The sequence below is a fragment of the Chitiniphilus eburneus genome (assembly GCF_005048205.1).
Classification (GTDB): Bacteria; Pseudomonadota; Gammaproteobacteria; order Burkholderiales; family Chitinibacteraceae; genus Chitiniphilus; species Chitiniphilus eburneus.
Genome location: NZ_SUMF01000003.1, coordinates 170,824 through 195,777, shown reverse-complemented (window position 1 = coordinate 195,777; position 24,954 = coordinate 170,824). Strand labels below are relative to the sequence as shown.

The 24,954-nt window shown below is 65.6% G+C and carries 20 protein-coding genes; 13 read left to right on the top strand and 7 right to left on the bottom strand.

Annotated features, from left to right (window positions below; genetic code table 11):
* The first annotated feature begins 7 nt into the window (after window positions 1-7).
* The 11 genes from FAZ21_RS05810 to ypfJ all read left to right on the top strand — a co-directional run bounded on the left by FAZ21_RS05810 (window position 8) and on the right by ypfJ (window position 10,570).
* A complete protein-coding gene (locus FAZ21_RS05810) occupies window positions 8-637 on the top strand; it encodes a YfgM family protein (protein ID WP_136772340.1) in 630 nt (209 codons plus the stop codon).
* Window position 638: 1 nt separating this feature from the next.
* Window positions 639-1,796, top strand: a complete 1,158-nt coding sequence (gene bamB, locus FAZ21_RS05805; protein WP_169307273.1) for an outer membrane protein assembly factor BamB — start codon at window positions 639-641, stop codon at window positions 1,794-1,796.
* Between the two features lie 3 nt (window positions 1,797-1,799).
* Entirely contained in the window at window positions 1,800-3,143 is a 1,344-nt protein-coding gene (gene der / locus FAZ21_RS05800; protein ID WP_136772338.1) for a ribosome biogenesis GTPase Der, read from the top strand.
* A gap of 110 nt (window positions 3,144-3,253) precedes the next feature.
* Window positions 3,254-3,508 carry an RNA chaperone Hfq gene (gene hfq / locus FAZ21_RS05795; RefSeq protein ID WP_136772337.1) on the top strand — a complete coding sequence of 85 codons (255 nt, stop codon included), beginning with the start codon at window positions 3,254-3,256 and terminating at the stop codon, window positions 3,506-3,508.
* A gap of 83 nt (window positions 3,509-3,591) precedes the next feature.
* Window positions 3,592-4,704, top strand: coding sequence for a GTPase HflX (gene hflX / locus FAZ21_RS05790; protein ID WP_136772336.1), 1,113 nt, complete (start codon window positions 3,592-3,594; stop codon window positions 4,702-4,704).
* Complete coding sequence (gene hflK, locus FAZ21_RS05785) at window positions 4,701-5,855, top strand: FtsH protease activity modulator HflK (RefSeq protein WP_136772335.1); 1,155 nt, start codon at window positions 4,701-4,703, stop codon at window positions 5,853-5,855. The genes hflX and hflK overlap by 4 nt, the downstream gene beginning before the upstream one ends.
* A 12-nt stretch (window positions 5,856-5,867) precedes the next feature.
* The gene (hflC, locus tag FAZ21_RS05780; protein WP_136772334.1) at window positions 5,868-6,743 is read left to right on the top strand and encodes a protease modulator HflC; all 876 of its coding nucleotides are present in this window, start codon (window positions 5,868-5,870) and stop codon (window positions 6,741-6,743) included.
* Window positions 6,740-6,925 carry a DUF2065 domain-containing protein gene (locus FAZ21_RS05775; protein ID WP_136772333.1) on the top strand — a complete coding sequence of 62 codons (186 nt, stop codon included), beginning with the start codon at window positions 6,740-6,742 and terminating at the stop codon, window positions 6,923-6,925. The genes hflC and FAZ21_RS05775 overlap by 4 nt, the downstream gene beginning before the upstream one ends.
* A gap of 67 nt (window positions 6,926-6,992) precedes the next feature.
* Window positions 6,993-8,138 carry an ATP phosphoribosyltransferase regulatory subunit gene (locus FAZ21_RS05770; RefSeq protein ID WP_136772332.1) on the top strand — a complete coding sequence of 382 codons (1,146 nt, stop codon included), beginning with the start codon at window positions 6,993-6,995 and terminating at the stop codon, window positions 8,136-8,138.
* A 120-nt stretch (window positions 8,139-8,258) separates the two neighbouring features.
* Window positions 8,259-9,554: an adenylosuccinate synthase gene (locus tag FAZ21_RS05765; protein WP_136772331.1), complete on the top strand. Its 1,296-nt coding sequence runs from the start codon at window positions 8,259-8,261 to the stop codon at window positions 9,552-9,554.
* A gap of 176 nt (window positions 9,555-9,730) precedes the next feature.
* Window positions 9,731-10,570 carry a KPN_02809 family neutral zinc metallopeptidase gene (gene ypfJ, locus FAZ21_RS05760; protein ID WP_136772330.1) on the top strand — a complete coding sequence of 280 codons (840 nt, stop codon included), beginning with the start codon at window positions 9,731-9,733 and terminating at the stop codon, window positions 10,568-10,570.
* Window positions 10,571-10,609: 39 nt separating this feature from the next.
* On the opposite strand, the gene thpR is transcribed toward ypfJ, so the two are convergent.
* On the bottom strand, window positions 10,610-11,146 hold the full coding sequence (gene thpR, locus FAZ21_RS05755) for an RNA 2',3'-cyclic phosphodiesterase (protein WP_136772329.1): 537 nt from the start codon (window positions 11,144-11,146) through the stop codon (window positions 10,610-10,612).
* A gap of 9 nt (window positions 11,147-11,155) precedes the next feature.
* Window positions 11,156-11,980, bottom strand: a complete 825-nt coding sequence (locus FAZ21_RS05750; RefSeq protein WP_136772328.1) for an NUDIX hydrolase — start codon at window positions 11,978-11,980, stop codon at window positions 11,156-11,158.
* A 171-nt stretch (window positions 11,981-12,151) separates the two neighbouring features.
* On the opposite strand from FAZ21_RS05750, the gene FAZ21_RS05745 reads away from it, so the two are divergent.
* On the top strand, window positions 12,152-13,672 hold the full coding sequence (locus tag FAZ21_RS05745; RefSeq protein WP_136772327.1) for a fumarate hydratase: 1,521 nt from the start codon (window positions 12,152-12,154) through the stop codon (window positions 13,670-13,672).
* Window positions 13,673-13,728: 56 nt separating this feature from the next.
* Here FAZ21_RS05745 and FAZ21_RS05740 read toward each other — a convergent pair whose 3' ends face one another.
* The 4 genes from FAZ21_RS05740 to bcsA are packed head-to-tail and all read right to left on the bottom strand — an operon-like array spanning window position 13,729 to window position 21,927.
* Complete coding sequence (locus FAZ21_RS05740; RefSeq protein WP_136772326.1) at window positions 13,729-16,320, bottom strand: cellulose synthase subunit BcsC-related outer membrane protein; 2,592 nt, start codon at window positions 16,318-16,320, stop codon at window positions 13,729-13,731.
* Window positions 16,317-17,336: a family 8 glycosyl hydrolase gene (locus FAZ21_RS05735; RefSeq protein WP_136772325.1), complete on the bottom strand. Its 1,020-nt coding sequence runs from the start codon at window positions 17,334-17,336 to the stop codon at window positions 16,317-16,319. Before FAZ21_RS05735 ends, FAZ21_RS05740 begins: the two co-directional genes overlap by 4 nt.
* The gene (locus FAZ21_RS05730; RefSeq protein WP_136772324.1) at window positions 17,333-19,645 is read right to left on the bottom strand and encodes a cellulose biosynthesis cyclic di-GMP-binding regulatory protein BcsB; all 2,313 of its coding nucleotides are present in this window, start codon (window positions 19,643-19,645) and stop codon (window positions 17,333-17,335) included. Before FAZ21_RS05730 ends, FAZ21_RS05735 begins: the two co-directional genes overlap by 4 nt.
* Window positions 19,642-21,927, bottom strand: a complete 2,286-nt coding sequence (gene bcsA / locus FAZ21_RS05725) for a UDP-forming cellulose synthase catalytic subunit (protein ID WP_136772323.1) — start codon at window positions 21,925-21,927, stop codon at window positions 19,642-19,644. Before bcsA ends, FAZ21_RS05730 begins: the two co-directional genes overlap by 4 nt.
* A 545-nt stretch (window positions 21,928-22,472) precedes the next feature.
* Between bcsA and FAZ21_RS05720 the strand changes: the two genes are divergently transcribed.
* Complete coding sequence (locus FAZ21_RS05720; protein WP_136772322.1) at window positions 22,473-23,504, top strand: threonine ammonia-lyase; 1,032 nt, start codon at window positions 22,473-22,475, stop codon at window positions 23,502-23,504.
* 182 nt (window positions 23,505-23,686) lie between these two features.
* Here FAZ21_RS05720 and FAZ21_RS05715 read toward each other — a convergent pair whose 3' ends face one another.
* Window positions 23,687-24,631: an AfsR/SARP family transcriptional regulator gene (locus FAZ21_RS05715; protein WP_246038502.1), complete on the bottom strand. Its 945-nt coding sequence runs from the start codon at window positions 24,629-24,631 to the stop codon at window positions 23,687-23,689.
* Window positions 24,632-24,954 lie beyond the last annotated feature (323 nt).

Sequence of the window (24,954 nt, the reverse complement as noted above, 5' to 3'; positions counted from 1 at the left end):
TCAAAAGATGGCATTCGACCTTCAGGAACAAGAACAAATCGCTGACTTCAAGGCTTGGTGGAATAGCTGGGGCAAGTACCTCGCCGCCACCGCCATCCTGGCTTTGCTGGGTTATCTCGCATGGCAGGGCTGGAATGCCTACCAGAAGGGCCAGTCGGAAAAGGCCGCAATGATCTATTCCCGCATCGAGAGCGCAATCGGTGGCGATGCGGCCAAGATCCGCGCCGATGCCGATCTGCTCAAGCAGGATTTTTCGGGCTCCGCCTTTGCAACGCGCGGCGCACTGTTTGCCGCCAAGGCCAGCGCCGATGCCGGCCAGCTCAAGGAAGCGGAAGCCCAGCTCAACTGGGTGGTGGCCAACAGCAATGAAGTGGACCTGCGCGACGCGGCACGCCTGCGCCTTGCCGCGGTCCAGCTCGATCAAAAGCAGCCCGATGCGGCCCTGAAAACCCTGGGTGGCGCCGAAACCACGGGCTTTGCCGGACTGGTGGCGGAACTTCGTGGCGATGTCCTGCTCGACAAGGGCGATAGCAGCGGCGCGCGGGAGGCCTACAAGGAGGCCCTGGCCAAGCTGCCCAAGGACGCGCCGAATGTCCAGTTTGTCCAGGTAAAACTCGATGCACTCCAAAAGGGTTGAGATGCCGTCCAAGATCATGGGCATGAAAGGCATGGCCTTGCGCCGCCTGAGCCTTGCAGCGATGACCGCCGCGCTGGCCGCATGCGGTGCGACCAGCAATCAGCCGGAGCCGTCCCCCTTGCCGACCGTGGCCGACCAGATCGGCGCACAGGTTGCCTGGCGCGATGGCGTGGGCGGCAAGACCGATTTCCGTTTTCTGCCGGCACAGGCGGGAGATCGCCTGATCGTTGCCGGGGCGCCCGCGCAGTTGCAGGCCATCGACATGAACGGTGGCGGTGCGCGCTGGAAGGTGGACCTGCCGCATCCGGTTGCCGGCGGGGTCGGTGCCGGTGAAGGCACCATTGTCGTCGGTACGCTCAAGGGCGACCTGCTTGCCTATGGCTATGATGGTCAGTCGCTGTGGCAGACGCGGGCGTCCACTGAAATCATCTCCCCGCCGCTGGTGGCCGACGGCATCGTCGCCGTGCGGACCGCGGATGGCCGGATCACGGGTTTTTCCGCTGCGGACGGTTCGCGTAAATGGCAATACCAGCGCCAGATGCCGGCGCTGATGCTGCGTAATTTCGCGCCGATGGTCACCGACCATGGCCTGCTGTTCGCGGGCATGGCGGGTGGACGCCTGCTTGCGCTCAGGCTGAGCGATGGCACGGTGGTGTGGGATAGCCCCATCGCCCAGCCGCGCGGTGCAACCGAGCTGGAGCGCGTCTCCGACGTGGTGGCGCCGCCCGTGGTGACGGGTAATCTGGTTTGTGCCGTGGCCTATCAGGGCCGGGTGGGTTGCCTGAACCAGAACAACGGTACGCCGGTCTGGTCGCGCGAAGCCTCCAGCTATGCGGGCGTCGCTGTGGATGACGATCAGTTGTATCTGGTCGATGACCTCGGCAATGTCAGTGCGCTCGACCGGAGCAGCGGTCGCAGCATGTGGCGTCAGGACAAGCTGGTTGCCCGACGCACCAGCGCCCCGGTGCGCATCGGCGACGTGGTCGCCGTCGGCGATCTGGCGGGCTATGTTCATTTTCTGTCACGCGAAGATGGCCGTTTCGTCGGCCAGGTGTCCACCGATGGCAGCCGTATCGCGGCCGTGCCTCAGGTGATCGGCAATCGTGTGATCGTGCAAACGCAGGCCGGCAACGTGTTTGCATTGAGTATCAAGCAATAACTGATGAAACCCACTATCGCGCTTGTCGGCCGTCCCAATGTCGGCAAATCCACCTTATTCAATCGCCTGACCAAGACGCGTGACGCCCTGGTGGCCGATCAGCCGGGCCTGACCCGCGATCGCCACTATGGTCATGGCAAGGTGGGGGGCAAGCCTTATTTCGTCGTGGATACCGGCGGCTTCGAGCCCGTCGTCGACGAAGGCATCATGATGGAAATGGCTCGGCAGACCCTCCAGGCGGTGGACGAGGCCGATGCCATCGTGTTCATCGTCGATGGCCGGGTCGGCATCACACCTCAGGATAAATTGATCGCGCAACGCCTGCGCCAGACCGAACGTCCGGTCTGGGTGGCGGTGAACAAGGTCGAAGGGATGAACCGTGGCGTGGTCACGGCGGATTTCTTCGAGCTGGGTCTGGGCGATCCGGTGGCCATCTCCGCGTCGCACGGCGAAGGTGTTCGCGAATTGATCGGTGAGGTGCTCGACGGTTTCCAGGTCGATACCGACGATACCGAGGCCGATCATCCGAAATTCGCAGTGATTGGCCGTCCCAACGTGGGCAAGAGCACGCTGGTCAACGCCGTGCTGGGCGAGGAACGCGTCATCGCCTTCGACCAGCCGGGCACTACCCGCGATTCGGTTTACATCGATTTCGAGCGCAACGCTTCGCACTACACCATCATCGATACCGCTGGCGTGCGGCGTCGCGGCAAGGTCAATGAAACCATCGAGAAATTTTCGGTGATCAAGACCATGCAGGCGGTGGAAGATGCCAACGTGGCGGTGCTGGTGCTGGATGCCACACAAGAGGTCTCCGACCAGGATGCCCGCCTTGCCAGTTTCGTGCTGGAAACGGGGCGGGCGCTGGTGGTTGCGGTGAACAAGTGGGAGGCTGCGTCGGCCGAACAGCGGGACCGCATCAAGCGCGAAATCTCGCGCAAGCTGGCTTTTCTGGAATTTGCCCGCTTTCACTATATTTCCGCGCTGGCGGGGCAGGGCGTGGGTGACCTCTTCAAGTCCATCGATGCCGCTTACGCTGCGGCAATGGTAAAGTTGCCCACCCCAAAGCTGACCCGTGCATTGCAACTTGCTATCGAACGACAACAGCCACCGCTCTCAGGCCGGATTCGCCCCAAGTTGCGGTATGCCCACCAGGGCGGCATGAATCCCCCTGTCATCGTGATCCACGGAAACGCGCTGGAACAAGTCCCGGACTCCTATTGGCGCTATCTGGAGCACTGCTTCATCAAGACCTTCAAATTGCAGGGCACGCCGCTGCGGGTGCAGTACAAGCGAAGCGACAACCCCTATGAAGGGCAGGCCGGTGGGGGCAAAAAACCCCGGTGATGTGAATCATGACGATTGGCGTACGCTCCGGGTTATACTATAAGTGTAAGATGTCATTTAAGACGCGATAAGACAGACTTCCAACATAACAACGCATCGGAGAACAACTAATGAGCGCCAAGGGGCAAATGCTGCAAGACCCGTTCCTGAATATCCTTCGCAAGGAACACGTCCCTGTTTACATCTACCTTGTCAATGGCATCAAGCTACAGGGTCAGATTGAATCCTTCGATCAATACGTGGTCCTGCTTCGTAACAACGTGACCCAGATGGTGTACAAGCACGCCATCTCCACCGTGGTGCCTTCGCGCCCTGTTTCGATCCCCCACGAACAGCCGCCGGCCGCACCCGCAGCCGAAGCGTGACAGGTAGTGCACGCATGCCAACCCCGGAAGATGTAGACTTCCGGGGTTTTATCTTTTGGCTTTGCCGTTGACCCCGGGCCCTAATGTTTGAACGTCACCAAGGCGGCGATACCGCCGTTCTCGTTTGTCTCGACTTTGGCGAGGCCGATTATCGCGATGGCCTTGAAGAATTTGTGCAGTTGGTCGAATCGGCCGGCGTACGCCCGCTGACCGTCATCGAAGGCAAGCGCTCGCGACCGGACCCGGCCTATTTTGCCGGCACCGGCAAGGTGGAAGAGATTGCCGCCGCAGTGCGCGGGCACGATGCGCCACTGGTGATCTTCAACCACCAGCTATCGCCGGCGCAGGAGCGCAACCTGGAAAGGGCGATGTCCTGCCGCGTCATCGATCGCACCACGCTCATTCTCGATATCTTTGCGCAGCGCGCCCGAACCGCAGAAGGCAAGCTTCAGGTGGAGTTGGCTCAGCTTGCGCACATCCAGACGCGCCTGGTGCGGGGCTGGACTCACCTGGAGCGGCAAAAGGGCGGTATCGGCCTGCGTGGGCCGGGTGAAACCCAGCTGGAAACCGACCGGCGCCTGATCGGCATCCGGGTCAAGCGGCTCAAGGATCAGCTGGCCACCGTGCAACGACAGCGGGCAACGCAGCGGCGGGCCCGCGAGCGGAGCAACCTGTTCACCGTATCCATCGTCGGCTACACCAACGCGGGCAAGTCCACGTTGTTCAATTCGCTGACCAAGGCCAAGATTTATGCGGCCGATCAGTTGTTTGCCACGCTGGATACCACCTCCCGCAAACTGTTTCTCGACTCGGCGCATTCGGTGGTGATTTCCGATACCGTCGGGTTCATCCGTCAATTGCCTCATACCCTGGTCGCGGCATTTCGCGCCACGCTTGAAGAAACCATCCATGCTGATCTATTGCTGCATGTAGTGGATATCAATCATCCGATGCGCGAAATGCAGGTCAGCGAGGTCAACAAGGTATTGGCGGAGATCGGAGCGGAACGCATTCCCCAATTGATGGTCTGGAACAAGATCGACCTGAAACCGCTGCCGGCGGGCGTGGATCTTGATGAATATGGTAGGATTCGCGCCGTGCGCGTGAGTGCAATGCAAGGGGAAGGCTTGGATCTGCTGCGCAGCGCCGTGGTCGAGGCAATGAGCCAAAACACCGAGGAAAACACGACTCCATGAGCCAGAACGACCCGCAATGGGGTGGCCGCCGCAACGATGGCCCTCCCGACCTGGATGAAATCATCCGTCGCTTTACCCAGAAGATTTCCCGCTTTTTCGGCGGCGGCCGCTCGCCGACGCCAGGACGCTCCGGTAGTGGCAGCACGGGGCTGTTTGCCGTCGTCGGCGTCCTGCTGGTTTTGTGGGGGCTTTCCGGCTTTTACGTGGTGGACGAGCGCGAAAACGCCGTGGTGCTGCGGTTCGGCCGCTATGTGAACACTGTCGAGAATTCCGGCCTGCACTGGCACGTGCCCTGGCCGATCGAACGCCGCGAGATCGTCAACATGACGGAAATCCGCAGCCTGGAAGTAGGCACCGCGGCCGCGGGTGGTTCGTCGGATGAAGCGATCATGCTGACCGGCGACCAGAACCTGATCGAAGTGCAGCTCGAAGTGCAGTACACGCTCAATTCCGCCAAGGATTACGTCTTCAACAACCGCGTCAACGACCCCAACGGGCGCGACCTGATCGTCAAGCCCGCGGCCGAAACCGCCATTCGCGAAGTGGTGGGGCGCAGCAAGGTCGATTACGTCCTGAACGAAGGCCGTGGCCAGATCGCCGAGGAAACCAAGAAGCAGATGCAGGAACTGCTGGATCGCTACGGTGCCGGCGTTTCCATCGCGCGCGTCAATATCTCCGATGTGCAGCCGCCCGAGCAGGTGCAGCAATCGTTTGCCGATGCGGTCAAGGCCCGCCAGGATCGCCAGCGTCTGATCAACGAAGGCACCGCCTATGCCAACGACGTGATTCCCAAGGCGCGTGGCGCCGCCGCCCGACTGCTGGAAGAAGCAGAGGGCTACAAGCAGCGCGTCGTGGCCCAGGCCGAGGGTGATACCGCTCGCTTCAAGGCGGTGGCTGCCGAGTACGCCAGGGCGCCGCAGGTCACGCGTGACCGGCTGTACCTCGAAACCATGCAGCAGGTTTTTCAGAACACCACCAAGGTACTGGTCGACCAGAAAGCGGGCAGCCTGCTTTATCTCCCGCTCGACAAACTGATCCAGCAGACCGGCGCCGATGCGCCGACGGCTGCCGCACCTGCGCCCGCGCCCGCTCCGGCTCCCGCAACCCTCGATACAGCCTCGCAAGAACGCGGCGCTCGTTACGGCCGCTAAGGAGGCGACAAGATGAATCGTATTCTGCCGACGCTCGCCGTCATCCTGGTAGTGCTGTTCGTGTTGAGCCTGTCGTTCTTCACGGTCGATCAGCGCCAGTTCGCCGTGGTGTTCCAGTTCTCCGAAGCGCGCCGCGTGATTTCGGAGCCGGGCTTTCACTTCAAGATTCCGCTGTTGCAGGAAGTGCGCTATTTCGACAAGCGTATCCAGACCATCGATGAAAGCATTCCGGCCCGCATCCAGACCATCGAAAAGATGAATGTGCGTGCCGACAGCTACATCAAGTGGCGCATCGTCGATGTCGAGCGTTACTACAAGGCGGTGGGTACCGATCAGCGCAAGGCGGTGGATCGCCTGCGCAATACCGTCAACAACATGCTGCGCGATGAATTCGGCAAACGCACGGTCCAGGACGTGATCTCCGGCAAGCGCGACGAAGTGATGGACTTCGTGCGCAAGGTGGCCGACTCCGATGCGTCACGCATCGGCGTGCGGGTGATCGACGTGCGGATCAAGCGCGTGGAGCTGGAAGACAGCACGCTGACCTCGGTGTACGAGCGCATGCAGTCCGAACGCAAGGCCGTGGCCAGCCAGTTGCGCGCCGAAGGCTCTGCCGAGGCCGAAAAGATCAAGGCCGATGCCGACCGCCAGCGTGAAGTGACGCTGGCCGACGCCTACAACAAGGCCCAGCAACTGAAGGGCGAGGGCGACGGTCGCGCCGCGTCGATCTATGGCCAGACCTATGGGCAGAATCCCGAGTTCTATGCGTTCTACAAGAGCCTGGATGCCTACAAGGAAAGCTTCCGCAAGAAGGGCGACCTGCTGGTGGTCGATCCGAGCGCGGAGTTCTTCAAGTACATGAAGAACCCGAGGGCGGGCGGTAAATGATCGGCAGCATCGGCCTTGCGCTGGCGCTGGTCATGGTGTTCGAGGGAATACTGCCCTTCGCCGTGCCGCGCCTGTGGAAGCAGAGCATGACGCAGCTCGCCTCGCTGGATGAAAGCAAGGTCCGGCTGTTCGGTTTTCTGTCCCTGATGGCTGGCCTGCTGCTCGCGCTCGCCGTACACTAACTCCTTTACCTGACCAAGGCGCCCGACGGTGCACACGCACCGGCGGGCCTTTGTTTGAAAAGAACCAATGCGCAACTGGATCCTGCCGGAGAATATTTCCGACGTCTTGCCCCGCGAAGCCCGCCAGATCGAGGCGATGCGTCGGGGCATTCTCGACCTGTTCACCCGTTACGGGTACGAACTGGTCATGCCGCCGCTCGTCGAGTATGTCGAATCGCTGTTCGTCAACGACGATCCGGCACTCGATCTCAAGACCTTCAAGCTGGTGGATGAGCTGACCGGCCGGCAGATGGGCCTGCGTGCCGACATCACGCCGCAGGTGGCGCGCATCGACGCGCACATCCTCAACCGCAAGGGCGTCGCCCGCCTGTGCTACACCGGCTCGGTGGTCAACACCCGGCCCGACGGCATCCTGTCCACGCGCGAACCACGGCAGATCGGCGCCGAACTCTATGGCTGTGCCGACATCGCTGCCGACGTCGAAGTGATCGAACTGATGTTCGAAAGCCTGGCGCTGGCCGGATTGAAGCAGGTTCGTCTGGATATCGGGCATATCGGCCTGTTCCACGCACTGGCCGATGCCGCGCGCCTGGGCGGCGAAGCCCGCCACGAAGTATTCCTGGCCCTGCAACAGAAAGACCTGCCCACGTTGCGTGCCGCCACCGCCCAACTGGACCCGGCCATCGCCCAGGGCCTGACCGCGTTGCCGAACCTGTACGGCAATATCGACGTGATCGCCCGGGCCCGCGCCAGTCTGCCGCCGTTGCCGGCGGTGGTCGCGGCGCTCGATGCACTGGAACAACTGGCGGCCGCGCTGGCCGCCCGGGGCATCGCCATCCGTTTCGACCTGGCCGAAGTGCGCAGCAGCGACTATCACACCGGCCTCGTCTTCGCCGCTTACGCCACCGGCTTTGCCAACGCGGTTGCGCGTGGCGGTCGTTACGACAGCGTGGGCGAAAAGTTCGGTCGTTCGCGCCCGGCCACCGGCTTCAGCCTGGACCTGCGCGAAATGAGCCGGCTGCCGTTCCCGGCTGCCCGGCCCGCGATCATCGCGCCGGCTGGCGAGGCGCCGGGCCTGCTGGCCGCGATCCGCGCGCTGCGTGCCGAAGGCGAAACCGTCATCGTCGACCTGGGCGTGGACCCGGCCGAGGCAGGGTGCGATCGGCGCCTGTCGGCGCATGGCGATGGCTGGCGGGTGGAAGCGCTGGACTGACAAGTATTCGGTAGCTCGTTCGTCGCCCCTCACATGCGGGCGCCGGACGGGTGCGGGAAAATATGACGCGGGCCGCATCGGTGGTCCACGTTGGTTTCAATTGGTGAATCGAGGATTTCCATGAGCAGAAATGTCGTCGTGATCGGGACCCAATGGGGTGACGAAGGCAAAGGCAAGATCGTTGACTGGCTGACCGATCACGCACAGGGCGTGGTTCGTTTCCAGGGTGGGCACAATGCGGGGCACACCCTGGTGGTCGGCGGCAAGAAGACCGTGCTGCGCCTGATCCCGTCGGGCATCCTGCACGCAGGCAAGGCGTGTTTCATCGGCAACGGCGTGGTGATCTCGCCCGAGGCGCTGCTCAAGGAAATCGACGAACTGAGCGTGGCCGGCATCGACGTCGCCAGCCGCCTGCGTATTTCCGAGGCTTGCCCACTGATCCTGCCGTACCACATCGCCATCGACCAGGCGCGTGAAGCGTCCAAGGGCGATCGCAAGATCGGCACCACCGGTCGCGGCATCGGCCCGGCCTACGAAGACAAGGTGGCGCGTCGCTCGATCCGCCTCCAGGATCTCTACCATCCGGAACGTTTCGCCTCCAAGCTGCTGGAGAACCTGGACTGGTACAACTTCGCGCTCAAGCATTACTTCAAGGCCGAAACGCTGGACTTCCAGCAGGTGCACGACCAGACCCTGGCCTACGCCGAGCGGATCAAGCCCATGGTGGCCGACGTCTCGCGCACGCTGTACGACCTGCACAAGGCTGGCGAACCGTTGCTGTTCGAAGGCGCGCAGGGCACCCTGCTCGACGTCGATCATGGCACCTATCCGTTCGTGACCTCGTCCAACTGCGTGGCCGGCGCTGCCGCACCTGGCGCCGGCGTGGCGCCGCAGATGCTGCATTACGTGCTGGGCATCGTGAAGGCCTATACCACCCGCGTCGGCTCGGGCCCGTTCCCGACCGAGCTGTTCGACGAAATCGGCGCCGGCCTGGCCAAGCGCGGCAACGAGTTCGGCTCGGTCACCGGCCGGCCGCGTCGCTGCGGCTGGTTCGACGCCGCCGCGCTCAAGCGCTCGATCCAGATCAACGGCGTTTCCGGCCTCTGCGTCACCAAGCTGGACGTGATGGACGGCATCGAAACCATCAACCTGTGCACTGGCTACAAGCTGGATGGCAAGCTGATCGACATCCTGCCGATCGGCGCTGAGGAAATCGCGCGTTGCGAGCCGGTCTACGAAGAAATGCCGGGCTGGAGCGAATCCACCTTTGGCATCAAGCGCTGGGACGACCTGCCGGCCAACGCGCGCGCCTACCTCAAGCGCGTCGAGGAAATCTGTGAGGCCCCGGTGGATATCATCTCCACCGGCCCGGATCGCGAGGAAACCATCGTGCTGCGTCATCCCTACCTGGGATAAGCGCGTCGCGATCATCGTCAAAGCCCCGCGTTCAGCGGGGCTTTTCATTGGTGGGCTACCGTTCGGGCCGCGTTCGCCCACACTGAGTCGTACAAGTGCCGGTCGTGGAATGCCGGCCATGCGCTAACGTGGCGCATCAACCGATAGAACGGGTCGCGGACGACCGAGGAGCAAGCATGCGCTGGGACAAAATGCGTGAAAGCAACAACGTCGAAGACCGGCGCGGCATGGGCGGTGGCGGCGTCAAGCTGGGGCTGGGCGGCATTGCCGTTGTCGTGGTCATCGGCCTGCTGATGGGCAAGAGTCCGATGGAAATCCTGGGCATGGTATCCCAGGTGCAACAGCCCGCGCCCGCGGTCCAGCAATCGGCCCCCGCTGCCGCGAACGACCCCAGCCGCCAGTTCGCCGCCCGCGTACTGGGTGATACCGAAGACACCTGGACCACGCTGTTCAGCCAGGCCGGTGGGCAGTACCAGCCACCCCGGCTGGTGTTGTTCCGCGACGCGGTGCAAAGCGCCTGCGGTCAGGCCAGTTCGGCGGTCGGGCCGTTCTATTGCCCCGGCGACAGTCAGGTCTACCTCGACCTGGGCTTCTTCGACGAAATGGCCCAGCGCTACAAGGCAGGTGGCGATTTTGCCGCAGCCTACGTCATTGCCCACGAGGTCGGGCACCACGTGCAGAACCTGCTGGGCGTGTCGGAGAAAGTGCATGCCGCGCGAGCGCGCCTGGGCGAAGCCGCTGGCAATGCGCTGTCGGTGAAGCAGGAACTACAGGCCGATTGCCTCGCGGGCGTCTGGGGACACTATGCGCAGCGACGCGGCCTGCTGGAACAGGGTGATCTGGAAGAGGCGCTGACGGCGGCCAATGCCATCGGCGACGACACCTTGCAGCGCAGCGCCGGCCGCCAAGTGGTGCCCGACTCCTTCACGCACGGCAGTTCCGAACAGCGCATGACCTGGTTTCGTCGTGGCTTCGACAGCGGCCAGATCAAAAGCTGCGATACCTTTGCCAGCTAGGGCGTGTCGTCACATGACGGCCAGCGTCCGGCGGGTGCCTCAGCGCGTGATCACTTCGTAGCGCGGCCCGCGGGGCGTTGCCACGCTGCGGTAGAGCAGCGGCGGGCCGGCTTGCCAGTCCAGCGGCGGCAATGTCTCATCGACCGGTCGCGCATCGCGCAGCAAGGTCACGTGCGGCCTGAACTGCTTGCTGTCGAAAGGAAACCGGTTGGCACGCAGGGTGGCCCACACGTCCTCGACCAGCGCGGCCAGCGGCGCGGGCGTTTCGCCCCCCGCCCAGACGATGCAGCCTTTGGGGCTGCCGGCCTTGAAACTGCCCGCGCGCTCGATGCGCCAGACAAACTCGCGTCGGGGCAAGGCCGCCAGCAATTGCAGCAGCTCCGGAATGCGCGCGGTGGGGGTGTCGCCCAGGAATGCCAGCGTCAGGTGCAGATTGCCCGCCGGCATCGCGCGACCACCAGCCTGGTTGTGCAACCGGTCGCGAATGGCGCACAGGGTTTCCCTTAGCGACTCGGCGGGTGCCAGCGCGATGAACAGGCGTTCAGTGGGTGAGGGCGGATCAGTCGGCAGGTTCATCGTGAACGCTCAGCGCCAATGGTGCGCGATCAGGAATCGCGCGGTGACCATGCCGGCATCCCAGGTGAATTCCGGCAGGCGCGCCAACGCCGTTGCCGCATCGAGCTGCATGAAGCCCGCCACCTCGCCATCGACGTTACGCGGTGTGAAATCGGCCGGCAGCGCCAGATCGTAGCAATGGAGCATCTCGTCGTGCGTGCCATCCGGCTCGTTGCGGGTGACGCGGATGCTGTCGCCCGGGCGAGCCAGGGCGGCCAGCTCCGCCGGTACGCCGGCTTCCTCCCACAACTCGCGGACCACGCAATCGAACGTGGTTTCGCCTTGCGGCAGGCCACCGGCCGCCAGATTGTCCAGCCGGCCCGGGTCGATGCTCTTGTCGGCGGCGCGCCGGCCCACCCAGAGTGTGCGGGCGGCGGTGTAGCCGTTGATATGCACCGCGCGGCTGACCAGCCCCAGCCGGCGGAACGCCGCACGCTCCAGGGCAAACCACGGCTGGTCCAGGTCTGGCGCGCCGTCGCCGAGCGGCGCGTAAACGGTGTAACGCTCGTTGCGCCAGCCGCGAACCAGCCCGTTTTCGCGCATGGCGCGCGCCGCGCGTTCCAGGATCGCCCCGGCCTCGGCGGGGGTTTCCGCCTGCAACTGCACGCCGAACTCGCCCACCTGGCGGAATGCCGCGTCGAAGCGGGTCAGAAAGCGCAGCGTCGGCGCCTCCAGCCAGCCCAGCGGCATGCCCAGCAGCCAAAGGCGGGTCAGGCCAGCGGGGTCGAACCGTGGATGACGGGCCAGATAGTCATGGGGCGCCACGCTGGCGCCCGGGGCGGAATGGGCAGGCATTGCCGATCAACGCAGGTTGGAGGGTTCGATTCTACCGCCACCGCTGGCGAACGTGCCGCGCGTCCCGTCGACGGCCCGCCGGATGCCGCGACATCAGTGTTTCACGCAGCCTTGTTCCACGGGCGGAACTGCTAGAATCGCGCTTTTCCCGCGAGCCCCCCTGGAGCACACATGGCCGTCATTCGCCAGGACGATCTGATCGACAGCATCGCCGACGCCCTGCAATACATCAGTTATTACCACCCCAAGGACTACATCCAGGCACTGGGCCGCGCCTACGAGCGCGAAGAGAGCGTGGCGGCCAAGGATGCCATCGCCCAGATCCTGACCAATAGCCGCATGTGCGCGGAAGGGCATCGCCCGATCTGCCAGGATACCGGCATCGTCACCTGTTTCATCCGCGTCGGCATGAACGTGCAGTGGGCCGACGCGACGATGGGCGTGGCCGACATGATCAACGAAGGCGTGCGCCGCGCCTACCTGCACCCGGACAACAAACTGCGCGCCTCGGTGCTGGCCGATCCGGCCGGTGGGCGCAAGAACACCCGCGACAACACGCCGGCGGTGATCCATTTCGAGATCGTCCCGGGCGATACCGTGGAAGTGGATATCGCTGCCAAGGGCGGCGGCTCCGAGAACAAATCCAAGTTCGTCATGCTCAACCCCAGTGATTCCATCGTTGACTGGGTGGTCAGGACCGTGCCGCTGATGGGCGCCGGCTGGTGCCCGCCCGGCATGCTGGGCATCGGCATCGGCGGTACCGCCGAAAAGGCCATGGTGCTGGCCAAGGAATCGTTGATGGAGGAGATCGACATCCACGACCTGATCGCGCGCGGCCCGCAGAACCGCATCGAGGAACTGCGCCTGGAAATCTTCGACAAGGTGAACGCGCTGGGCATCGGCGCGCAGGGCCTGGGCGGCCTGGCCACCGTGCTGGATGTAAAGATCAAGGATTACCCGACCCACGCCGCCAGCCTGCCGGTGGCGATGATTCCCAACTGCGCCGCCACTCGCCACGTGCACTTCATCCTGGACGGCAGCGGCCCGGCCGAGCTGGAGGCACCGCGTCTGGAAGACTGGCCGGACGTGACCTGGACGCCATCCGCCGCCGCCACCCGCGTCGATCTGGACACCATCACACGCGAACAGGTGGCGGCGTTCAAGCCGGGCCAGACGCTGCTGCTCAACGGCAAGCTGCTCACCGGTCGCGATGCCGCGCACAAGCGCATGGTGGACATGCTGAACCGGGGCGAAAAGCTGCCGGTGGATTTCACCAATCGCTTCATCTACTACGTCGGCCCGGTCGATCCGGTGCGCGATGAAGTCGTGGGCCCCGCCGGCCCGACCACCGCCACCCGCATGGACAAGTTCACCCGCCAGATGCTGGAAACCACCGGCCTGCTGGGCATGGTGGGCAAGGCGGAGCGCGGCCCGGTCGCCATCGAGGCGATCAAGGATAACGGCGCTGTCTACCTGATGGCGGTCGGTGGCGCTGCCTACCTGGTGTCCAAGGCGATCAAGAGTAGTCGCGTGGTCGCCTTCGAGGAACTGGGCATGGAGGCCATCTACGAGTTCGACGTGGTCGATATGCCGGTCACGGTCGCCGTCGATGCCGGTGGCACCTCGGTGCACGCCGTGGCGCCGAAGGAGTGGCAGGCGAAGATCGGCAAGATACCGGTCGCCGTCGCCTGATCGGCCCTGACCATGAACAAGGCCGCCTTGTGAGGCGGCCTTGTTCGTTTGCCGGATCAGCGGCGCTCCAGCCCGAAGGTCAGCGTGCGCGCGTCGCCCGGCAGATCGCGGCTGAATACCGCGCCGCGTGGTTCGAAGAAATAACGCAGGAACAGCATGCCCGCCACCTGCGTATCGTTGCCCGGACTGGCGCCGGCGCTGAGCATGCCGCCCGCCTGCCAGTTGGCCGACAGCCGATGCACGCCGGCCAGTTGCAGCGAGGCATACAGCCCACGATCGGTGGTTGCCGCGTAATCGGGGCAGTCCGTGCCGGCCGGGGCGCCCAGCGGAAAACACGGCGTCGCATCCTGGCGCGAATGACCGTAGCCCAGTTCCAGCCCGCCGCGCCATTGCGTGGCGCGTCCTTCCTCGGTGAGAAACTGGCTGGCCACGCCCAGTGCCCAATCCTGCTGTGGGCTGTAATAGCCGCCGTGACCCCGCGTGAACTGGCCGAGATTGTCGCGGTAGTGCTGATAGCGCACGCTCGGGCCGACGGTCAGATAGTCGAAGCCGGCTTGTTGCAGGTCATAGCCCAGCGCCAGATCCAGGCCCCAGCCCTGGTTGGTCTGGACGTCGTCGCCCGGCAGGCGCTCGACGCGCGCGGCGGCGGAAATCCCCCAGCGCGGCACCGGCTGGGTGAACAGCGCACCGGCCAGCCGTTGCCGCTGCACCGCGCCCCAGCGCTCGCCCGGACGATAAGGATCGGCCATGCCGCGCCAGGACAGCAGCGACTCGCGTACCGGCGCCGCGTCCAGCGACAGCTCCCACCAGCCGGTGGCCATCTGGGTGCGCGCAGCCAGTTGACCTTCCCAGGCGGTGGCGCCATCGCCACCGGTGGTGACGCCGATACCGGCGCGCCAACTGGTCCAGTCCTCACGGGTCCAGCCCAGCCACAACTCGTCCGCCTGATCGCGGGTGACGGGCGAGGTCGCGTAGACGGTGCCGGGCGTGCCGATGTGGGCCTGGGCGGGCGCCTCGCCAGCGTCGAGCCACAAATGGCGGTAGCGCACCTGCAACGCGTCCTGGTCGCGGATCAGCTCACCACGCACGGCACCGGACCAGGCATCCAGCCGGCCCCGGCCCGCGTCGCCGCTACGATGCTCGTACCCGGGCGCGAAAGCCAGCGATGGGCTGTCGATCCCCGCCAGCGACGGTGGCGCGTGGTGTTGCGCGGCCGGGATCAAGGCGCGGAACGCGGGCAGCGTGGCATGGCTGGCCAGGAACAGCTTGCGCTGGTACTGCTGCCGCGCTTGCAGCGCATCGCTGAAATCGGCCAGTGGCCCGCCCAGCTCATCGGCCTCGCGCGCCAGTACCTCCAGCTCGCCGAGGCGTTGTCGCGCCAGCGCCAGCCCTTCGGCGGTTTCCGGCAAGGGGGCTGCACGATACAGCCCGGCGAAATCGCGGGCTGCCTGGCTGGCGTCGCCCAGTTGCAGCGCATTCCAGCCTTGCAGCCGCAGGATGTCCCCCGCAGGGACGCCGTAACCGCTGGCGCGTGCCAGCGCCACCTGGCTGGCCGCGTAGTCGCCCCGGCGATTGGCCTCGACTGCCTGCGCGTAGGCCAGTTGCGCATGCAGGGCCGGCAGACGCGGGTCGTCGGCCAGCGCGGGGGTGGCCAGCAGTTGGTCGGCGCGGTCCAGTTCACCCTGATCCAGCGCGATGACCGCCAGCGCGTAGGGGGCTTCGCGGTCGGCCGGTTGCCACTGCCACGCGCGCTCGAACCAATCCCGCGCGGCTTCCGCCTCGCCGGCCTGGTAGGCGCTCCAGCCCGCCAGGAGCGCGGTGTCGGCGTCGCGGTAGGCGATGATCTGTGGCGCCAGTTCGGTCACGCTGGCATCGGGGACGGCCACGTCGCGTGGCCGGTCGGCCAGGCGCGACAGCGCGAGGTCGTAGCGGATGCGCGCCAGGGTGGCGTCACTGGCGGCATCGCGCCGGCCCTCGGCGATTTCCAGTGCCAGCAATTGCTCGTAGCGCTGCGGCGAGAGCAGCGGCTGTGCCTTGTACAGCGTGGCAATGCGGTTTGCGGCCGGCGTGCAGTCGGGAAACAGCCCGCGATAGATGCGCCACGCGCCGTCCTCATCGCCGGCACGCGCCAGAATGGCCGCCGCGGCCCAGGCACGGTCGATCCGGGTGCAGCCGAATTCCTGCGGCGCGGCGGCCATGACGTGGCGCAACGTAACGGCATCCTGCAAAGCCAGCGCGGCGGCGATCTCATCCTGCCGTTGCAACCGCGCGCGTTCGCGCAACAGCGCGGCATCCGGGCGCCAGCCTGGCGTGGCCTGGCGCTGGCGTGCCAGCGCGGCGTCGAATTCACCCAGCCGGCCAGCGTGCAGCAGGCGCCAGAGTGGTCGGGCATCCGGCTCGGCAACGGCGCTGCGCGAAGGGGGTGTGGCGGCGTTGCCGGGCGTAGCGGGCGGGGTCGTTGTCGGCGCGATCAGTGCGTTCTGCTCACCGCGCCGGTCGTCGACGCGGTTTTGCTGAGTGCTGTGCTGGCTGTCGAGCAGGTCCCGCGTCTGTTCGCCCCGCTGGTCGCGTACCAGGTTTTCCTGTGGCGCGGCGGTGGCCGTGGCAACGCACAGGGCGCTGAGCACAAGCAGGGGGCCGCGCGTCATCGTGCCACCTCGCGTTCGGCCAGGGCGGCCAGCAGCGCCAGCGTGGCGGGGTAATAGTCGGTGTCCGCCGCGTCGGGCGGCGCAGGCGCGGCGGCGTCCTGGCGCAGCCGCCGCACGGTGGCGTTCAGGGACAGCACGCCGGGTGGCGCGTTGTAGGGATCGGTGGTGTCGTCACGCAGATCGGTGGTGGCCGGCTGGACGGAGCCTTGGTCGAAATCCCGCCAGAATGCGAGGAACGGGGCGTAGAGCGCCGGGTTGTCCACCCGTGCCCACGCCAGGTAAAGCGGAATACGCACGGCGTTGTAGCCATGGCGGGTGCCCAGGCGCGGAATCAGCGACAGCTTGCCATCGGGCGCCACTGCCACCCAGTCGGGCGGCAACTGCCAGCGGCCGAAGCGTGCGGCGACAAGCAGCTTCTGCCCGCTTTGCGCCAGTTCACGCCAGACCGGGGCGGGGTCGGCCCGGTCGAATTCGCCGAAAGCAGGGAACAGCCAGTACGAGAGGTTGACGACGACGGTCTGGTCCTGCACGAACCCCACCATGCCCGGCAGCAACAGCGGGCCGTATGGGCTGGGGCGGATCAGCTTGCCGCGCACATCCGCCAGGATGGCGCGGGCGCGGGCGCGCCATGCCGGCTGACGCCAGCGCTCGGCGCCGCGCAGCAGTGCCCACGCGATCAGCAGATCGCCGTCGGTGGCATTGTTGCGGTCGCCCACCGCGCCGCCATCGCCGGCCGGCTTCCACTGCCAGGCGAACAATGCGTCGTCGCGTACGGCCAGGTTGCGGTCGGTCCAGCGCCACAGGCGCTCGAAGCTGGCGCGGTCGCGCCGGGCCTCGGCCAGCAGCATGCCGTAGCCCTGGCCCTCGCTATGGCTGACGCGCTGGTTGGCGGTATCGATCACCCGGCCTTCGGGCGAGACGAAACGTTCCAGCCAGTCGTCCCACGACGGCGCGGCGGCGCTGGCCGCTTGCGCGCACAGGCCGAACAGCAGCGCGTAGCACCAGCGCCGGATCATCGGGGTTCCTGCTGCTCGGCGACATTGCGGTGGATACGCCGGTGATACAACCGGATCAGGCGGGCCACCAGTGCGGCGAGCAGGACCAGCAGGATGACGGTCAGCACGAACCAGAGCCACGGGTGCTGCGAAAAATAGAAGCCCAGCCGGTCGCGCAGACCGATGCCGCCGTACTCGTAGCGGGCGCCGACCTGCTGCCAGGTCACCGTATCGCGGTCCTGGCTGACCAGCGCCACATCGCCGCGCAGGTTGTCCCAGTATCGGGGATCGACCAGCCGCGCCATGCCGGCGCTCAACGCAGCCGGGTCGTCGGAGGTGAACACCGTCAGCGTGGATTTGCTGGAAAACGGCGAGCGGTACTGCATTGTCAGCAACTGGCCGTCCAGCCGGGCATTACCGTCCACCGCCACCGGGCCGATGGTGGGCGTGTCCAGCGAGGTGCGCAGACCGCCGCTGAGCCAGTGCCAGGTGCTGGAGAGCCAGCCCGGGTTGTTCACCGGCAACGCCTGGTTCGATAGTGCGGGCTGGGTGAAGTGGCGACCGGGCAACCAGGGCGCGCCTTTCAGCGCGGCGACCGGCAGCCGGTCGCTGGCACCCAGCAACAACGTATGGCGCGCGCCGGCCGGTTGCTCGTAGCCATAACGCACCTGCGTGAGCGGGATGCTTTTGCGTTGCGACAGCTTGCCCAGTAGCGTCCACGCGGCGGCGATGGTGTCGCTGTCGCGGCTGGCCAGCCACACGCCCAGTTGCTCTCCGCTGGAGCGGACGGTGTACGGAAAGCCCGATAGCGCGAAGCGTTGCAGGTCCGGCAGCAGGGTGAAATGGAACACCTGCGGCAGCGTGATCAGCGAGCTGTCGAACAGCGTGAATTGCAGGTTCCCGGTCTGGTAGGTAGCGCAGGCGCCTTCCTGTTGCGGCGTCATCCGTGGCGAGAAGGTGAGGGTATTGCTGCCGGGCTTGAAATCGCGCAGCGGGATGCGCACCCGATAGCGCTGCATCAGCCCGCCGCGTTCTTCATCCAGCGGCACTACCTGCTGGAAATTGCCGTTCAGGAAGATGTTGAGCACCGAATCGTTGCGCATGCGCGCGCCCTGCGCGAAGTCCAGCGCCAGTTCGATATAGGCGTCCTCCGGCGCGTAGGTATCGGCCGGCAGGCTCATGGTCAGCGTCAACGGCTGCGCCTGCGTGCCTTCCACGCTGCGGGTGGAGAAGCCCAGGTCGGAAAAGCGGTAGCTGCCTGGCTGGGCGATACGGCCGCCGGCGGCGTAATCCGGCATCTCGGGAATGCGTATCGCGGCGACATTCAGCTCGGCCTGGCGCGGGAAAGGCGTGCTCTGCCAGGCGAAGGCGCTGGCGGCGCTGGCCACCTCGGCGTCATTGCGGCCACTGACCAGGATCACGAAGCGCTTGGGATCGCTGGGCATCGGGTAGATCGCCAGGAACGCGCCCTTGATCCGCGTGGCGACGTCGGCGGCCAGGTAGGGCTTGAGCGCATCGAGCGTGCCGATCAGCACGGCGTCACCGTTGAGGGCGCGCGTATCCAGTCCGGCCAGCGCTCCGGCGCCGCGCGGCGTCGCGACCTGCGCGCTGGCGTGGCGCACGGTCAACGGCAGATAGCGCAGCCGCAACGCGGCGCCCTGGGCGACGATGCCGCCGGCGGCCAGGAGCGCGGGCTGAGGCAGACCGGGCGTGACGATGTTCAGGATTTCACCAGGGGACTGCGTGGGCGCCAGCAGGTCGGGCAGATCGGCCAGCACCGGCGTGATGGGCTTGAGCGCGGTATCGAGCGTCAGCGTCGAGCGCACGGTGTCGATCTCGGTCCACAACTCGGGCGCGGCAGGGTCTTCGCACTGCAAGCTGTAGTGCTGGGCCGCGACGAAGGACAGCGTATTGTAGCCCGGCTTGAGCAAGGCAACCGGCAGCCGGATATCGGCAACGATTTCCGGCTGGCGCGGCGACAACGGCAACTGCACCACGGTGCGGCCATTCAGCCGGACCGCCAGTTGCGAGCGCTCGCCCAGCAGCGATACGGAGTTGGTCGCCACCAGCCGCAGTTGCGCATGCTGGACCGTTTCGCGGGCGGAGACGGGCAGGCTGATGTCCATCCGGCCCGCCGCGCCCTCCAGCCGTATCGGCCCCGATGTGGCCATGAAACGCGCCAGCGGCACACCAGTGGCGGGGGCTGCGCGCTCCGGCGTGGACACCGTGGCGGACGCGGTGAGCGCTGCCGGCTCGGCGGCGAGCGCCAGCGGTGCGCAGCACAGCGCAAGGGTGAGATGGATCAGGTGTCGGGTCAGGGTTCGCGTCATCGGGGCGCTCCGGAAATCCAGGTGATGAATTCGCCGCCATGGCGGCGCAGGCGGCGGGCCAGCAGGCCGCCGTAGTGCAAGAAGTTGTCCCGCACGTAACCCCAGACGATGTCCAGGATGGCGCGGGAGTGATCGAAGGCATAACGCGCGCCCAGCCAGCCCAGGCGCACCAGGCTGGCACCGATGCCGATCTGCCGCGCGCGCGATTGCCGGTAGGCCTGCCAGCGCGAACTGTCGCCGTGGGCCAGCGCCACGATCTCGGCCAGCAGCACGGGCTGCACTTCGACGAAGGCGACGCCCAGCGCGACGCTGCCATCGTCCAGCTCGCGCTCGTTCTGGATCTTCACGCGCAAGTGGGAGAAGCGCGACAACGCGGGATTGTGGACGGCGAGAAAAGCGCGGTCGCTGGTGCGCGGGCCGGGCAGGATGCCCGGCGGCACCACCAGCCGCGCACCGGTGGCGGACAGATCGTCGATCCGGCACTCCAGCGGCTCGCCATGCTGGTACAGCACCAGTTCGGCAGGCAGGTCGGCCGGCATGCGCGGCGTGCCGCGCCGCTGGCGTCGCTCGAACAGGGCGCCGATAGCGGCATTGAGCAAGAGCAGGTTAAGGCAGTTCCAGGCCAGCGTGATCAACACCACGCCGCGTTCCAGCGGAAAGGCGATATAGCGCCAGGCGGCGAAGCCCATGCCGGCCAGCACCAGCAGGTACACCAGGTAGAACGGGCCGGACAGGCGCGAGATGAAGTCTTCTTCCAGTTGCTCGCCCTTGGGCGTGACATTGAACGTGGGCGCGCGCGGGTTCTTCAGCACCTGGACAATGCCCGGTAGCGAAAAGAACGATTGCAGCAGCTCGTACAGCTCCGACACGAAGGCCCAGCGCACCTTGCCGAACAGGAAATCCGACACCAGCATCACGCCCACCACGTGCGGCACGGTGTAGGCAACGAACTCGGCGAAGGTGGCGTCGTAGATATGCAGCCCCCCGATCAGGTAGGCCAGCGGCGCCACCAGGAACATCACCCGCGCGAAGCCGAAGAACCAGAAGAAAGTGCTGGAGAAATAACAAAGCCGCTGCGGCAGTGTCAGCCCCTTGAGCAGCAGCGGGTTCTTCATCAGGAAGATCTGCACCATGCCCTGCGCCCAGCGCACGCGCTGGGTGACGAAACCGCTGAAGGTTTCCGGTTGCAGACCGGAGATCATCGGAGTGCCCAGGTAGGCGCTGTTGTAGCCACGGGCATGCAGTGCCAGCGCGGTTTCGGCATCCTCGGTGATCGACCCACCCTGGATGCCGCCCACTTCCTCCAGGCAGGCGCGGCGCAACACGGCGGCTGAGCCGCAGAAGAACGCCGCGTTCCAGAAATCCAGCCCGTGCTGGATCACCGAATAGAACATCTCGTTCTCGGACGGCATTTCGCCGAACATCTGGAGGTTCTTCTCGATCGGGTCCGGATTGATGAAGAAGTGCGGCGTCTGCACCAGGAACATCTTCGGATCAGCAACGAAAAAGCCGACGGTCTTTTCCAGAAAATCCACCGTCGGCACATGGTCGGCATCGAAGATCGCCACCAGATCGCCGTGCGATTTGCGCAGCGCGGCATTGATGTTGCCGGCCTTGGCGTGCTCGTTGCGCTCGCGCGAAATGTAGTGGGCGCCATGCCGCCTGGCCATCTCGGTCAATTGCATCAGGCGCACGTTCGCGGTGATGGCCTTGAGCGTGTCGTTCTGTCCGCGCTTTTGCTCGGTGCCGCCATCGTCCAGCAAGTAGACACGCAGCTTGTCGCGCGGGTAGTGCAGATTGCACGCCGCGCGCAGCGTCACTTCCAGAATGTCGGGCGATTCGTTGTAGGTGGGAATGAATACATCCACCGTGGGCCAGTCGGCGGGGTCGGCCGGCAGGGGCTGCGGCTGGCGGCGCAATGGCCGTACGTTGACGAACATGCCCAGCAGCGCCACCACGATGCCGTACAGCTCGGCGCAGTACAGCAGCAACGCCGCCATCAGATCGGCAACGCCGTGATATTCGATGGTGGACGTGGTGCGCCAGTACACATAACGCAAGGTGAGGAAGGCGGCCAGCATCATGAAGAACAGCCGGCAGCGCGGCAGGTGGCCGAGCACCCGTAGCGCCAGGATGGTGGCCACGGCGATGGCGGCGAACGTCAGTTGCGACAGCGTATCGACCGGTACCGAGACCAGCAGCGCCATCGCCACCGTCACGGCCAGCGCCAGCAGCGCCGCCAGGCCAGCGTGGTGAGTGATTCGATCTGGTTGCTGGGTCATCGTCATTCAGGTGACAGGTGTAGAGCGGTATTTTGACGCATACGGTAGGTATGTAAAGCAAGGGTGGGGCAGTGTAGTAAGCGTAATTTTCTGCTGGACATTCATGCTGGAATTGGGTTGAGGCCAAACAGTCATTCATGTTCGTTGTAGCCGCTCGTATTGTTGTTGATAACCACCGTAAGACGTATGAAGGCCCCGTATTCAGGGGGGCTCGGCCCCAGATGCCAGGAGGTGATTGCAATCGGTTATCGCGACGGCCATCGCAAGTGCTTGATTTGCAGCCGTCATCGTCGGCATACTGGTTCGATCATGTGCGCCTTCCACATTGCTTCCTTTGCCGATGTTGCTCCCGCCGTTCATCGGCCGGGGCGTTCGGCCGTGCTCGAAGCCGTGTTTCCTTCGCCCGCCGTCGTGTCGGGCTTCGCCATGATTCGAATTCTCCAGGGTCGCTGAGCTGCGGCTGGGGCCGGTGCTCGGCGGCCCCGATCCCATGGACGCATGCCCTGCGGCATGCGCGCTGCCATCGATCCAACGGAGCAATCATCATGTTGTCCACCCTGTCCCTCGCGGCGCCGGCCACGGCGCCTTCCGCCGCCTATCCCTCGTTGTCCGACATCGAAGCCACCGCGCGCCGCCTTGCCGGCCGCGTGCTGCATACACCGGTCTGGCAGTGGCGCACCGGCGCCGCGTCACGCTTGCTGGGCGATACCGAAGTCTGGCTCAAGCTGGAGTTGTTTCAGGAAACCGGCACCTTCAAGTTGCGCGGCGCGCTCAACTGCATCGCCGCACTGGCACCGGATGCGCTGGCGCGTGGCGTGGTGGCGGCCAGCGCCGGCAATCACGCCATTGCGGTGGCGCACGCTGCGCGGTTGTCCGGCACATCGGCCAAAGTGGCCATGGCGCGCCACGCCAGCCCCGCCCGCATTGCCGCCTGCCGTGAAGCGGGCGCCGAAGTGCTGCTGGTCGATACCGTGCACCAGGCATTCGAGCTGACGCAGCGCCTGGTGGCCAGCGAGGGCAGGGCAATGGTGCATCCCTATGACGGGCCACGCATCGCCGAGGGTACGGCCACCATCGGGCTGGAACTGATGGCGCAGGTGCCGGATCTGGATGCCGTGATCGTGCCGGTGGGCGGTGGTGGGCTGTGCGCCGGCATCGCGGCGGCGGTGCGGCAGATCGACCCCGCCTGCCGGGTGTTCGGCGTGGAGCCTTTCGGCGCCGATGCGATGTACCGCAGCTTCCAGGCGGGCAGGCCGATGGCGCTGGAGCAGGTGGATTCGGTGGCGGACAGCCTGGGCGCGCCGTACGCAATGGATTACAGCTACGGCGTCTGTCGACACTTTGTCGAAGATATCGTGCGGGTTTCCGACGACGCACTACGCCGCGCAATGTATTACCTGTATCGCGACATGAAACTGGCCACCGAACCGGCGACGGCGGCGGCCACCGCCGCCTTGCTGGGCCCGCTGCGCGAGACGCTGGCCGGGCGCCGTGTTGCGGTGATTGCCTGCGGCGCCAACCTGGACCCGACGCGTTTTGGGCAACTGCTCGAAGAAGGACGTGCGCTCGCGGCCTGAGTACCTCATGGCACTCAGTTGGCGGCAGGGTGCTCAGCGCCGGGCGTTAACGATCGCGCACCGGGTACGGCATGCGATGGAGGAAACCCCGGCATTGCTCACCGGGTGACTGCGCCCGGAATCGCGATGCCGGGGCTGGCCGGTGGCTGGGCCGGGGCAGGGTCAGGTGGCTGGCGGCAAGGTCAGTCGTCGAACAGACGCAACGACATCTGCAACTGGACATCCGCCTCGGCCAGATGACGGCGCGCGGTTTCCAGCAACAGCCGCGGGTCGCCGGTTGGCCGCTGAGGCCCCGGCCCTGCCGGGGCGGGGGGCGGAACGATGATGGGGGCTTCCGTCGCCGGCGCCGCATCGCGCGGGTTGGCATCGATGGCACTTTCGGCGATGCGCCGGTACAGGGCGACGGTTTCCGGCATCGGATGAATGGCCAGTTCGCGACGCAGCAGGCCGCGACAGTATTCGAACTGGCGCAGCGCCAGTGCCCGCTGGCCGTTCAGTACGTACAGCCGCATCAGCTCGCGATGTACGTCTTCGCGCAGCGCATCGCAATCGAGAATGGCCTGGGCGTGGCGGATGCCGCCACCGTGATCGCCCACCAGCCCGCAGAACTTCATCAGCCGGCCCTGGGCATTGAGATAGATGCGACGCAGTTTTTCGCGCTCGCGCAGGGCCCAGTCATCGGTGAAGTCGCTGAGGATATCGGCCTTGTAGAGCTGCACGCCGGCACGCAGGCCGCTTATCTCACTTTCGCCCAGTTGCTCCAGTGGCCGCGCCAGCCCTGGAGCGGTCAGTTGCTGGAACTGCTCCACGTCCAGCGTGAGCGCAGCATCCGGCAGCAAGCCGATGCCGCCGCGCCGGTCGCTGCCGATCAGCGTGCCGGCGGCGATCGGCGGACGTTCGATCGCCTTGCGCAAGCGCCAGAGCGCCGTGTTGAAGGTGCCGGCATTCACTGCCTCGCCCCGATCCGTCCACAGCAGCGTCGCCAGTTCCGCGCGGCTGAAGAAGCGCCCGCGCGCCAGCGCCAGAAAGGCCAGCAGGCTGGCTGCCCGGCTGGATAGCGCAATCCCCGCGCAAGGGGCGCCGGACCACTGTACGGACAGCGAGCCGAACAGGAACAGGTGCAGCACGATCAATCCTTGCTGGCGGGAAGAGTGCGTCGGCTTTCCATTGGCTTCTATCTCGTTGTCATGAACAGCCTCCACCGTAGACAGGACAATTTAAGCCATCTACCTCATCCGACGTTCAGCCCCCGACGAAACGACGAACGCGAGCCGACGGTGACAGGTGGCATGGTTCATGACCAAGAGCCGCTAACAAGACCCTTCTGGCGATGTCGCGCGGGGGCGCCGAGCCTCACTTGCCCGTACGCCTTGTACTGCCTGCGACCGAAGGAAGTCCGGTTTATTGCCTTTCAGGACGTTTCGCGCTCCTTGCCAGAACCGCTGCGCTG